Origin of the sequence: Sphingobacterium sp. xlx-96 (assembly GCF_011007365.1) — a bacterium.
Lineage (GTDB): Bacteria > Bacteroidota > Bacteroidia > Sphingobacteriales > Sphingobacteriaceae > Sphingobacterium > Sphingobacterium luzhongxinii.
The window spans coordinates 325,457-338,321 of the sequence record NZ_WFKM01000001.1 but is presented as its reverse complement, the minus strand read 5'-3'; the positions used below and the strand labels follow the sequence as shown (position 1 = coordinate 338,321).

The window sequence follows — 12,865 nt, the reverse complement described above, 5'->3', positions numbered from 1 at the left end:
TGAAAAACCTTAATTATTTCAACCAAAAAAAAACACAAAATCCGACTATGGAGACTCGGATTTTGTATTTAACTGTAAACACCTATTGCTCTTTTACGGAAAGATAAGTTTCTACTTCGGCATTATCTCCATCGTAGTACTTACGACCGTGTACTGTAAAGTCCGCTGTGTAAGCTCGTCTAGAATCTAGCTCCTGATCCGACCATATTGCTAACCAGGTATTTCCAATGGCTTCAGGCATTTTTCCTTTGGAAACGATCTTATGGTACGTTGCAGCTTCTATGGTTATTCCAATCATGCCTTCAGGAATTTCACCCAACGAGTGTACAGGCAAACCTATAACGGTGGTGTATTCTCCTGTGAAATCCGTTTCATAATCAGTATAAACGGCATAAATCTCCTCACTTACTTTATTCGGAATTTGATTCTGAATTTCTTCTTTCCAGAATTTTTGCCATAGAGATTCAATATCTATCGCGGATTGTCCATTGGTATTGATTGTTCTGGTAGAGATTCCAACTATGTGAATCTTTTGAATAGTCTGATTGATCATTTTGTATCTATTAATTACTTCTTATTTGCTCTTTTGCTTGATAACAAATATAGAATGACCGAATGACAACTATATGTCAGGAGCCCTAAGTGGATGCACCATCCCTATTTATCTTTAAGCAACTGATAGAGGGCGTGTATCTTACTTTCTTTCAGCAAGACCTGCCCAGCAAAACTACTAGACACCCCCTCTCCTCGTCCACTTATTAAGATCTGCTTTATGTTATCCAGCTGAGGAACCCATCCTAGATACCTTTGTACAGCATCATTATGCTGAAAAGAAATGTGAAGCGCATCATTTGTACGGTGATAAGGGTAATTATTCTTTGCCTCTGCATCGGTACTTAATCCAATCTGATCGCCATCCATCGTTTTATAAAACTTATAAAATAGTCTTTCCGGTAGATAAGATTTTAAATGAGGTGATGCCTTGAACGTGAATAACAGGTTGGGCACCGATTCCTCACGAAGCTCCTTCTTTTCGATGCGATTAAAGTTATCGTCATAATCATAAGCAATGACACTATCCATCTGTACAACATCCTCGCTACGCCATTGTAAATCTAGGTAACCGCCATAATAACGCATTAGCGTATCAACAGGTATATTGTAGCGTTTCAGATTATCCTTATACTTCATTAACAGGGGGCTTAAATCTGCCTGACAATAGACATTTAACACATTTGATGTTGGCAATGCCCGCACTTGGGCTTCGCTCGGCAGTCGAAGAACACTATTCGCCAGTGAAAGCTCTAATGCAATCATTCCTTGGTTAAATGACATTATCCCTGATGTCGAAACACCACGCTGTTGCCATTGTATATCTACAGCGCTGTTTTCTAAATTAAAGTCTTCAGCAGTGGAAATAGGTAGCATGTGATCTATTCTTTGGTTCCAAAGCTCCATAATTTCTTGCTTTTTACCCGTCTTTTCTAGGCTTAGCGCGACCAACACCTGCTTTGAATCCCCATAAAACGACATCCTATCATCATTGCTACTGACCCACCAGTTGCTCCCCTCCTGTTCGATCTGTATGGAATCTCCAACAACGCGTTGGCGAAGGAATGTCTGCAACTTCTGATGATCGTCAACCTCCAATAGGGTATACCATGTCCCCTCCTTGTCCTTAAACGTAAAAAGATAAATGCTTGCTGGTATATGCAGACCTAGATCGGAGCTCTTTATGCGATCAGGAACCGTACTGCTTGTGGTATCTTTAGTCAAATAGTACCCTGGATTCTTAATGGCATTCCGAGCTATATCCGATAAAATCTTATCCACCGAAACACGCATCACATACTCGCTTTCCGAATGTACGAGCGCTTGTTTTGAATGCTGTTCACGTACCTTCAAAAATAGATAAAGGCTTATCGCAATTAATGCGATAAGCCCCACTAGTATAAGTATGAGTTTTTTTAATAACTTCATTATTCTTTAAGTTTCAACGACCAGCGATCCAGAACATCGAATAAAAATGCCAATGCATTTCCTTTTTTATTCGGGAATTCAACACCAATCTCTCCCATAAGTCTATTGCCTTTTATTCCAGGAGAAGTCATATAGAAGTCTCCATACTGCTGCAAATCAGAAACAGTCTCTTCGATAGATCTTTCAACAGGAATATCTAAATCGTCCAATAAAACAGGAATACGTTTGGTATTGAACAATAAGCTTAAGCTGTTCTTTTTGGCCATAGCTACATATGGAGCGTGCCCTTTACTCGTTACACGATTGGAGTTTATCGCTTCCATTTTATCCTTATCATTACCGATAAAAACTATCCCTTGTTTAATCAAGAAATACACCGTAATACCCGAATTGTTTTTTTCCTTGACTTCGTAAACACCATCGTGATCAAGCAATTCATTTTCTTGTACACCAATCTGTATTAATTTTTCAAAGATACGGGTATCATCCGAGGAGAACATCCACAGAAACTGAGGTATAGTCTCCGTCTTAGTCTTCTCTACTTCGGTATAATTATAATCTTCATCATACTCATAATCCGTGTAGGTAACGTCTACCTTAGTGACGCCATTCAACACAAAAAGGTTATCGCCTTTGAAAACTTTCCCAATCGCCTTTTGATCTAATACAACGTCAAATAAAGTAGCTCCTAAACTGATAAAATTAGAATACCTTGGCATGAAAGAACCGTAGTACTTCTCCATAATCTTAGGGATATTCTGAATGTAGGCTTCTGTATTCAGGTTGAAGGAAAAGAAACCCAAAGCATCTTTTTCCAGGAATGGATAAAACTTAGGGTTTAGCTTCTTATTGTAAATTGCTTTATAGTAAGATGCCATGTCTTTATCCAGTGTAGCCGAACCAATAAACTTTAATTTATTGCCTTGTACGACGATACTGCCATCCATTCCTTCTATACCATAGTCAAATTTAGGTTTGACTCCAAAAAACTCACTAATCGCCTCTTCTGGATAAAGGTACTTATAGTAGGAGAATACATCTTTTGCATGGATATGCGCAATAGTATTTGCATCTAATTTTGGTAAACGCTTCGCGTCAAAAGATTTGTAATGTCCGGCCAAGACCAGTTCCATCTCCGCATTTACCCACTGCTTTACAAGTACGTTCTTAATCGAATCATTATGTCTATTGATACTATCGTATACAGAATAATAATCATCGGAATATTCTTCTTGTTCCAAAATAGAATCGACAATGCCATACTCATCCTCTTCCAGAGTATCTATTGCCGCATCTGCCAACATCGGAGGACCAACTGGGACAAGCAATTCTTCTTCCTCTTCTCCCACCTCCACCGCAGCAACTGCTGAGTCTACCGCAGCTGAATCGAAATCATAAGCATCCCAAGTGGTTGCAGCCGAATCGACTAATGCTTCTTCAGCATACTCGGCTTCATAAGCCTCATAACCTGTTGAAATCAAACCGTAACGATTGATAATTTCTTCTTTACGAAAGTAATAATCCATAGCCAAACCGCCCAAAACATAGACAGTATTGTCATCCCAGCTTAAACGCATAGATCTATCTGTGGAATAAATTGTAGGAAGAGCGTTTACTATTTCTACTTTTTTATGTTTTGGTATAATCGCTTCAAACTGACTCCGATTAGCAAGCGGGATTAATGCTCCTATATATTGAATACTATCGGTTCCACGTACGTACGCATAGGCTTTAGACTTGAAATCGATGCCCAAGTCTTCAATTTTTGACGCTTTAAGCATATCGTTACCACTAATCTTATCAAAGAAACCTAGACGTGTCAACGTAAGATTGACATCAGCAATATTTAAATGATCTAATACGGCTTTGTTATTGAAGGTAACAACCACAGTAGCATCGTGGGGCACTTTTCGAATCAGATCCTGAGCGCTCAGAGACACTGTAATGGACAAGCCGAAAATCAGCGCGGCAAATTTGTGTAAATACATATATTAATTATAAAGTTGTTAAGCGTTTATTTTAATGTTATTTTATTGGATAGACCGACGTTTCCATTTACCAGGTCTAAAACCCCGATTTTCATCATAACGGCTTTTTTATTGTCGGCGATTCTCCCGGCTTTATTGTCTTGTTTGATCACATTATCTTGAAATCTATAAATACTGGTAAAATAAGCGTCTGAAAATGATTTTTGGTTTTCTGCTTTTAACTTTGCCAATCCATTCTTTGCTTCCGCACTATACGTATAACTGCGGGCAAATACCTTTGTCTTCGGATCGTAGGAATAACTGGAGTAACTGGATATTTTAGTTTTAAAATGTGTAGAAAGCGTCTTTGTAAAGCTATTCAAAACCGCCACATTGGTAAAATCACAGGACAACGTACCGATAAAATTATTAAAATCTAAACTGTGTTTAACATTCGAGATACCGGGTGTCTGTCTCAAAATCTTCACCACGTCATTCATTTCATTTTGTATTTCGGTCTTAGAAGGTACTTTCATGCCGTCAACTTTATCCAATTTCATTAAAGAGGCAGCTTTGGTCTTACTCTTGCTTAAATTGAATGTCGCTTTAATGTCTCCTGCCCCATTCGATTTGAGGTAAATCTCTTCGACTACATCAAAACAGCTGGTTAAACTAAAAACAGTACTAAAAAACAGAAAGAAAACAAACAGCTTACGTCTTATTATTTTGGTGTTGGTCATATCTTAATTTCTTAAATTCATATTCGCTGTAAAGGTAACAAGTACCTTCAAAAAATAATGAAGGCATAAGTACAAAAGCTATTCCAAATCGTATTTTAATACAAAAAAAGTACAATATTCACTGTTTTCAGGGATACTTTCCTCTTTAAACCTGTCTTAAGGTCATATGCATCGATATCTAGAATCAAAAAATTACAATAAGTTAATTTGTTACTAAAGCCATTCTTCTTAGCTTCGCATAATATATTTTATGCTATGCGTACTTTTAAGACACTATCTTTAGCTATAGTTATTGCATGGACATTAGCCGGTTGTAGAACTACCTACATTCCGAAACTCAGCGAGCCGACTACATATGCCATCAACTCATCCCTACCGGAAGACAGTACTATTGTTCGTTACTACACTCCTTTTAAGCAACAAATGGATCAAGAGATGAATAGAACGATAGGCTATTCGACACATCATTTAAACAAGAGCCGGTCTGATGCAGAAAGTCTAGCGGGCAACTTCTTTGCCGATGCACTACTGGCTATGGGTAAAAAAATAGACCCAGAAGTACAACTCTCTCTAGCCACGAAGGGGGGCATTAGATCTGAGATCAAACAAGGTGATGTCACGATAGGCGCTATGTTTGAATTGATGCCTTTTGAAAATACGGTCACTATACTTGAATTATCAGCCAAAGATATAGCTGTTATAGCCGACTTTATTGCCAAAACCGGTGGACAACCCATTGCGGGATTTACCGTAAAAATTAAGGAAGATAAAGCCGTAGAAATACGAATCGATGGCAAGGAAATAGACCCAAACCGTTCTTATAAATTGGTCACTTACGATTATCTGGCAAATGGTGGTGATTATATAGAAGGTATTACCCATCCAATAAAACGGACCGACAGCAGTCTTCGGGTAAGAGAAGGATTAATAGAATACGTACAAGGATTAACTAAAGAAGGCAAAAACATAAACACGGAGTTAGATGGAAGAATTTCAATCATTAAATAGACGGTTATTTCTTAAAAAAGCAGCTACATTGGGGCTTCTTGCATCTTTTGCTCCATTCGATAGTTTTGCCCGTAATTCATCCAGCAACAAAGAGGTCAAGATAACCATCTTACATAGTAACGATGTACACAGTCGTATAGAACCCTTTCCTATGGATGGTTCAAGAATGCAAGGTTTGGGCGGTGTGGCCAGACGTAGCACCCTAATTGAAAAGATTAGGAAAGAGGAGAAAAATGTATTGTTATTTGACGCGGGTGATATGTTTCAAGGTACCCCTTATTTCAATTTATTTGATGGACAGGTAGAGCTTGAGCTTATGTCTAAATTAAAATATGATGCAGGAACATTCGGCAATCATGAATTTGATAACGGTATAGCGGGTATTCTCAAGCACTTTGACAAAGCGAACTTCCCTTTTATAACTTCCAACTATGATTTTTCAGAAACGGTATTAGCTGGAAAGACGAAAGAATATTTGGTCTTTAAAAGGGATGGTGTCAAAATAGGCGTGTTTGCTCTCGGTGTCAATTTCGAGGGATTGGTAGATCCAAATGGTTATAAAGGCATGAAATACCTCGACCCCATGGACGTAACCAACCGCCTGGTTCCTAAATTAAAAAATGAATTAAAATGCGATATGATCATCTGCCTGTCGCATATGGGGTATTCCTACAAAGAAGATACGATCTCTGATCTGAAACTGGCCACTAATAGCAGAGATATAGATCTGATCATAGGTGGACATACACATACTTTTTTGGAAAAACCTACAGAAGTGAAGAATCTGGATGGAAAAATAACATTGGTAAACCAGGTGGGTTTTGGTGGAGCTAGCTTCGGACGGATCGACTTTATATTTAATCCAAAAACGAAACAAAAACAAGTTCTATTGAGTAATAACTACGCGATAGACAACACGTTAGAACAGGTAACCGCATAATTTCAAGGCTATTGAAAACACTAATACGCCTCTATATAAATTCGTACAAAGGATTATCTCCTGCAGCTTGGCTGTTGGCACTGGTTATGTTGATCAACCGTACCGGTTCAATGGTCATTCCCTTTTTGGGAATCTATATGTCATCCGAGCTTGGTTTTTCGAAAACACAGATCGGGTTGGTATTGGGCTGCTTTGGCTTGGGGTCGGTGGCGGGCTCTTGGCTTGGCGGTTGGCTCACGGATAGATTAGGCAACTTTAAAGTACAAACCTGGAGCCTAATTTTGGTCATCCCTTTATTCCTCGTCCTGCCTTTATTTCGCTCTTTCGAGAGTTTAACGATCATGATATTTGTACTGACTTTGGTAGCAGATACCTTTAGACCTGCAAACTCGGTATCGGTCGCTCGTTATGCTAAACCCGAAAATATCACAAGAGCTTATTCACTCAATAGAATGGCTGTAAACCTAGGATTCTCTATAGGCCCAGCGCTTGGTGGATTCCTAGCAACATTTTCATACAACTGGATTTTCTATGGCAATGCCATAGCTGCTAGTATTGCCGTCATTGTCTTTATTTATTTCTTCAGAAATAAAAAGGCTACAACAAAGCAGCCTACAGAGATGAAAGAGACAAAAAAGACAACGTTACAAACTATTCCTGAAAAAAACGCCTATCGGGATGGGCTCTTTATCGCATTCAATCTCTTTTGTTTTCTCTTCTCTATGGCTTTTTTCCAATTAATCACTACACTACCGCTGTTTTATCGGGATGTATACCAATTGGATGCCAGTCAGATCGGCTTATTGTTAGGATTTAGTGGCTTTGTTATTGTCTTGTTTGAAATGGTTTTAATCCACCTTATTGAACACCGAATGACGGTAAGACAGATTATGTTGGTCGGCACAGCCATATCAGCTATATCTTATTATATGCTTAACCTGGATTTTGGAATGGTGTGGCTTTTTCTAGCAATGCTTGTTCTCTCGACCGGAGAAATGCTAACATTGCCTTTTACAGCGACTATCGCGATAAAACGTGCGGATACAAACAATCAGGGAGCATATATGGGATTCAATTCATTGGCATTCGCTGCGGCTAATGTTTTCTCACCTTATTTGGGCACCTATATCGCTGAGCATTGGGGCTATCAGGTATTGTGGACCACCACGGGAACTGTTTTACTAATCGTCAGTATAGCGTTTTATTGGATAATATCCAAGATGAAGGAAGGCTAACCGACATTACGTTCATAAGGGACTCTTGTCAGAATGGATCGTCCCAAAGTAATTTCATCTACATACTCCAGCTCGCCCCCGAATGCAATACCTCGAGCAATCGTACTCACCTGCACATCAAATTCACGTAGCTTGCGATAAAGATAAAATATAGTGGTATCACCTTCCATCGTGGCACTCAGTGCCAATATCACCTCTTTCACCTCGTCCTTGCGCAAGCGTTCCAGAAGGCCCTCTATCTTTAAATCGGAAGGCCCTACACCATCCATCGGTGAAATAAGCCCTCCTAGAACATGGTATACTCCTTGATACTGATTTGTATTTTCAATAGCCATCACATCCCGCGTATCTTCGACCACACATATTATGCTTTTGTCCCGCTTTACAGATTGACAGATTTCGCAGGTCGGCTCATCCGATATGTTATAACATACCTGACAGTACCGAATCTTCTCTTTGAGCTGATCTATTGCTTGCGTAAAACGGCTTACCTCCTGATTGGATTGCTTCAATAGATGTAAAACCAGACGTAAAGCGGTCTTATTACCAATTCCTGGTAAACGACCAAACTCTTCGACGGCATTCTGCAATAATTTGGATGAGAAGTTCATTCCGCAAAAATAAAAAGTAATTTTCTATTTACAGCATTAACAAACTCTTTTCAATTCTGGTGTTGCATACTCCTCGACGTTTCGCTATATTGTGGCATATTGTTCAAGATATTTAGGTATATATGACAGGAGAAACTAGAATTAGAAATTCATTCGCCAATAAGACATGGCAAGAAATAAAAGTTAAGGACTCGTGGCAGATTTTTAAGATCATGTCGGAGTTTGTAGACGGTTTTGAAAAACTGGCAAAAATAGGACCATGTGTATCCATATTTGGATCTGCACGTACGCCCGAAAATCATCAATATTACGAGATGGCGGTAGAAATTGCAAAACTACTGGCCGAGAAAGGATACGGCGTGATTTCAGGAGGAGGTCCTGGTATTATGGAAGCGGCCAATAAAGGGGCTTACCTTGCTGGCGGTAAATCTGTAGGTCTAAATATTGAATTGCCTTTCGAACAGTTTCACAACAAATACATCGATAGGGACAAGATTATGGAGTTTAACTATTTCTTTGTCCGTAAAGTGATGTTCATGAAATACTCACAAGGATACATCGTAATGCCGGGAGGATTTGGAACGATGGATGAACTCTTTGAAGCGATCACATTGATTCAAACTGGAAAAATCGCTCGCTTTCCGATTATCTTAGTAGGCTCGGATTATTGGGGTGGCTTATTGGAATGGGTCGAAAAAACAATGCTAACCAACAGTTACATTTCTTCGGAAGATTTGAAACTTTACCGTTTGGTAGATTCGGCAGAAGAAGCTGTAGAGCATATCTTGCGTTTCTATGACAAGTATCTGTTAAAGCCAAATTTTTAATAGCTTTGGTTCGGAAAAAGGAATCCCCTTCGAAATTCGAAGGGGATTCCTTTTTATTTGGTTAACTACTTCTTAGTTGAAAATATAACGAATACCAAATTGGCCTTGCCATCTGGAGCTTAAGTCAGAAACGTTATATGGCAGATTGTCCTTAGGTGCACTAAACGTATACCCTCCATTATTATTATTATAACTAACCAACGTCAACGCTTGATTACCCACAAAATAACTTCTTCCCCAATCTTTATTCAATAGATTCCCAACATTAAAGATATCAAAAGTAAGCTGCAATCTATTTTTACTACCAGAAACCAATACACCTAGATCTTGGGTAATCCGTAAATCAAATTGATGTTGCCAAGGAAGTGAAGATCCGTTCCTTTCAACATATTGTCCACGCTTAGACTTCAAATAATCATCTCCTTCAATGTAAGCATTTAAAGCCTCCCATTGTTGCTGAGGTGTAGCAATAACTTTCCCGCTTCTATCTTTTAAGTCTATCAATTTAATTTCACCCATCGTATTTGGAACATACAGTAAATCATTACTGAATGCACCATCTCCATTTAAGTCACCGTTATACAAATAGGTGAAAGGAGAACCTGAAGTTCCAGCATAAAACAAATTGACAGAAGTTGAATATAATTTATTTTTACCGTAAGAAACCCCATATCCTAATGAACCAATTACCCTATGCTTGAGGTTATAGTTTGAAACTGTTAAAGCTGGATCATTCGGGTTATTCACAATCTGCACATACTCCCAATTCGATAACGCAGTACTACTTGCTCCATCATTGACAGATTTTGCACCTCCATTTGTATAAGCAACCATAGCATTAATACCGTTATTAAATCGCTTCCTTAATTGAGCTGTTAAACTGTATGTATATCCCTTATTCGTATTGTCCATCAATATAACATTTGTAAAAGCACCTGAATTAACACGTTGTCCAGCATAAGAAGGTCGAGTGTCTGCTCCTCCAGTCAAAGCTGGATCTATAGCTGCTTTAGAACCAGAAATATTAATATCTGAATAGACTATATTATTAAGAGTTTTAGAATAAATCCCTTCTAAGGTTGCTTCAATTCCGTAGGGCAATCTAAAATCACCTGCTAAATTAAATCTAGCAACCTGTGGGATTTTAAAATCTTCATTTACTAAATTGACCTCTGCTCGAGTAGACCCTGCTCCCATATTTTTTTGGTTTTCGATATTAGGATCAAATCCATTCCCACCATTAATACCAGTAGTTCTAGCATCCACCGTACCAAACAACATACCACTATTAGAGAATTGGTTTGAAAGCCATACAAATGGTACTCGTCCCGTAAATATTCCTGCACCACCTCGTACAATAATTGAACGATCACCTTGAACATCATAGTTAAAACCTAGACGAGGAGCCCATAACAATTTTCCGCTAGGCGTATTATCAGTTCTATATCCAGGAAAAGATGCTTCAATCTTTTCATTTCTTAAAGGCTTATCACTAATTACAGGAACATCGATACGAAGACCATAGGTAAGTTTTAAATTATCTATTACTTCGGATTCTCCCTGTACGTAAAACCCTAACTGAGCAGCATTAAACTCAGCAGAAGGTCTATCGTTGCCTGGAATTAAAGAATATGTTGCTCGAACACGATTTGGCTTATTATCTAGATAGTCTTGAACACTATTAAAATCCCATCTTCCGTTTAGATTATTAATAAATAAGTTCCTAAAATTGAAGAATTCATTGTGTGTCCCAAAAGTAAACGTATGTTTACCAACATACCATTTAAAATTATTAGTAAATTCAAATATAGTTTGATCTAATTCGTTTGCAACAGAACTTCTCTGTGAACCGAACTCAACTGAATTTGAAGAGACACCACCAATATTTCCTATTGTGATTTGAGGGAACAATCCGCCTGCAATATCTCTGGAATCTTTAATAGAGGAATATCCTATAATCAAATTATTAGAAAATCTGTTGTTAAAATTACTCCTCAATTCAGCCACAGCTACATGTTGCTTGTTCGAAAACTTGTATGCATTATTTCCAAAACGGAAGAACGTTCCAGTCCGACTGATGTTGTCATCGAAAGCATCAATATAATTATACCTTACCGCTAAGGAATGTTTTTCGTTAATATTCCAATCTAATTTCGTAAATATTTTATTATTTTGAGTATTAACATCCTGTGGTCCCACTGCCCCCACATCATAACCATACTTATCTAATGTATATTTGGCAATAGCTTCGGCTGTTGCTAAATCAATAGCAGCTCCAGGTTCACCAGCATTGTACGATAACGGTGACGATCTTCTTCCCATTTCTCCATTTAGGAAGAAAAACAATTTATCCTTTACAATAGGTCCACCTACTCTAAAACCATATTGGTTGTCTGAAAATTTGTCTGATTTCTTATTTGTAAGAACATTCTTTCCGATCGTATTTTGATTTCTGAAGAAAACATAAGCCGAACCTTCAACCTGATTAGTACCCGAACGTGTTACTGCATTCACACCTCCACCAGTAAAATTACCAAAAGTAACATCATAGGGAGCAAGTACAACTTGAATTTCTTGAATGGCATCCAAGGAGATAGGTTGTGTGCTTGCCTGTCCTCCAGGCGTACCTGAACTTGCTAGACCAAAAACATCATTATTTACAGCTCCGTCTATTGTTATGTTATTGAACCGATTATTAGCACCGCCAAATGAGTTTCCATTGGCTTGAGGTGTCAACCTGGTGAAATCCTGAAGGCTGCGGCTTAAAGTCGGCATTTCTTCCAACTGCTTTTTACCAATAACAGTTGAAGCTCCTGTTTTTAGAGTTCTGCTGCCTTTTACTCCCGTCACAGTAACTTCTTCCAAAGCTTTGGCTTCATCACCGAAGATAGGATTCAATACGAAGGCTTGTCCTAATTGTAGATAAACATCCTCATAAACTATAGGATTTTGGCCTACATAGGTCACTTCAACACGGTAAGGTCCGCCAACCCGCATATTTGCAAGGTTAAAACGTCCTGTGGAATTGGCTGAACCAGAGTAAGCGGTACCCGATGGCAAGTGGGTAGCTTTGATTGTCGCACCAACCGTAGCTTGACCAGCGGCTTCGGTAACAACCCCTGTCATACTGCTGGTTGTAACTTGGGCTTGGATGGTACCATAGCTGGCCAAAACCAAAGCGAAAAAAAGTAAAGATTTTTTCATATTAAATTTAGATAGTTATATCGGCGACAAAATTAACAAGAGTATTAGCAAAAAGACACACTTAACATAAACTTAATCTTCAGTAAACCAACAACTAACAAGTAAAACCATAAACATCACGCAACAAAAATTAGCTATATTTCAAAACATAACAGAAATAACCAACTCTTATTAAAAAATTACAATTTTTTTGAAGATTAAATTATCATTTTAACAAAAATTAACATTTTAAAAATTATATCAATAAACTCTAATAAATTAAAACCTCAAGTAACAACAAAATTTTACCCTAAATAACAAATTGACCGAATAGAATAAAACATACAAATAATCACTTATTTCACTCTTATATA

At 38.2% G+C, this 12,865-nt stretch carries 10 protein-coding genes; 4 read left to right on the top strand and 6 right to left on the bottom strand.

Annotated features, from left to right (window positions below):
• Positions 1–82 precede the first annotated feature (82 nt).
• From G7B20_RS01600 to G7B20_RS01585, 4 genes are all read right to left on the bottom strand, one after another.
• Entirely contained in the window at positions 83–553 is a 471-nt protein-coding gene (locus G7B20_RS01600; RefSeq protein WP_164108283.1) for a GyrI-like domain-containing protein, read from the bottom strand.
• Positions 554–657: 104 nt separating this feature from the next.
• A complete protein-coding gene (locus G7B20_RS01595; protein ID WP_164108282.1) occupies positions 658–1,980 on the bottom strand; it encodes a hypothetical protein in 1,323 nt (440 codons plus the stop codon).
• Positions 1,980–3,968: a hypothetical protein gene (locus G7B20_RS01590; RefSeq protein WP_164108281.1), complete on the bottom strand. Its 1,989-nt coding sequence runs from the start codon at positions 3,966–3,968 to the stop codon at positions 1,980–1,982. Before G7B20_RS01590 ends, G7B20_RS01595 begins: the two co-directional genes overlap by 1 nt.
• Positions 3,969–3,994: 26 nt before the next feature.
• Entirely contained in the window at positions 3,995–4,687 is a 693-nt protein-coding gene (locus G7B20_RS01585; protein WP_240452764.1) for a hypothetical protein, read from the bottom strand.
• Positions 4,688–4,942: 255 nt separating this feature from the next.
• On the opposite strand from G7B20_RS01585, the gene G7B20_RS01580 reads away from it, so the two are divergent.
• The 3 genes from G7B20_RS01580 to G7B20_RS01570 are packed head-to-tail and all read left to right on the top strand — an operon-like array spanning position 4,943 to position 7,870.
• Positions 4,943–5,695, top strand: a complete 753-nt coding sequence (locus G7B20_RS01580) for a 5'-nucleotidase C-terminal domain-containing protein (RefSeq protein WP_240452765.1) — start codon at positions 4,943–4,945, stop codon at positions 5,693–5,695.
• Positions 5,670–6,635: a bifunctional metallophosphatase/5'-nucleotidase gene (locus tag G7B20_RS01575; RefSeq protein WP_164108280.1), complete on the top strand. Its 966-nt coding sequence runs from the start codon at positions 5,670–5,672 to the stop codon at positions 6,633–6,635. The genes G7B20_RS01580 and G7B20_RS01575 overlap by 26 nt, the downstream gene beginning before the upstream one ends.
• A gap of 11 nt (positions 6,636–6,646) precedes the next feature.
• A complete protein-coding gene (locus G7B20_RS01570; protein ID WP_164108279.1) occupies positions 6,647–7,870 on the top strand; it encodes an MDR family MFS transporter in 1,224 nt (407 codons plus the stop codon).
• Here the strand turns inward: G7B20_RS01570 and recR are convergent.
• The gene (gene recR, locus G7B20_RS01565) at positions 7,867–8,481 is read right to left on the bottom strand and encodes a recombination mediator RecR (RefSeq protein ID WP_164108278.1); all 615 of its coding nucleotides are present in this window, start codon (positions 8,479–8,481) and stop codon (positions 7,867–7,869) included. The two genes, G7B20_RS01570 and recR, sit on opposite strands and share 4 nt — an antisense overlap.
• Before the next feature lie 122 nt (positions 8,482–8,603).
• On the opposite strand from recR, the gene G7B20_RS01560 reads away from it, so the two are divergent.
• A complete protein-coding gene (locus G7B20_RS01560; protein ID WP_164108277.1) occupies positions 8,604–9,308 on the top strand; it encodes a TIGR00730 family Rossman fold protein in 705 nt (234 codons plus the stop codon).
• A 72-nt stretch (positions 9,309–9,380) separates the two neighbouring features.
• On the opposite strand, the gene G7B20_RS01555 is transcribed toward G7B20_RS01560, so the two are convergent.
• Complete coding sequence (locus tag G7B20_RS01555) at positions 9,381–12,512, bottom strand: carboxypeptidase regulatory-like domain-containing protein (RefSeq protein WP_164108276.1); 3,132 nt, start codon at positions 12,510–12,512, stop codon at positions 9,381–9,383.
• Positions 12,513–12,865 lie beyond the last annotated feature (353 nt).

Excerpts from the sequence above, each read along its gene's own strand:
- G7B20_RS01600 (WP_164108283.1), bottom strand. The coding sequence starts at position 553 with ATGATCAATCAGACTATTCAAAAGATTCACATAGTTGGAATCTCTACC.
- G7B20_RS01595 (WP_164108282.1), bottom strand. The coding sequence starts at position 1,980 with ATGAAGTTATTAAAAAAACTCATACTTATACTAGTGGGGCTTATCGCA.
- G7B20_RS01590 (WP_164108281.1), bottom strand. The coding sequence starts at position 3,968 with ATGTATTTACACAAATTTGCCGCGCTGATTTTCGGCTTGTCCATTACA.
- G7B20_RS01585 (WP_240452764.1), bottom strand. The coding sequence starts at position 4,687 with ATGACCAACACCAAAATAATAAGACGTAAGCTGTTTGTTTTCTTTCTG.
- G7B20_RS01580 (WP_240452765.1), top strand. The coding sequence starts at position 4,943 with ATGCGTACTTTTAAGACACTATCTTTAGCTATAGTTATTGCATGGACA.
- G7B20_RS01575 (WP_164108280.1), top strand. The coding sequence starts at position 5,670 with ATGGAAGAATTTCAATCATTAAATAGACGGTTATTTCTTAAAAAAGCA.
- recR (WP_164108278.1), bottom strand. The coding sequence starts at position 8,481 with ATGAACTTCTCATCCAAATTATTGCAGAATGCCGTCGAAGAGTTTGGT.
- G7B20_RS01560 (WP_164108277.1), top strand. The coding sequence starts at position 8,604 with ATGACAGGAGAAACTAGAATTAGAAATTCATTCGCCAATAAGACATGG.
- G7B20_RS01555 (WP_164108276.1), bottom strand. The coding sequence starts at position 12,512 with ATGAAAAAATCTTTACTTTTTTTCGCTTTGGTTTTGGCCAGCTATGGT.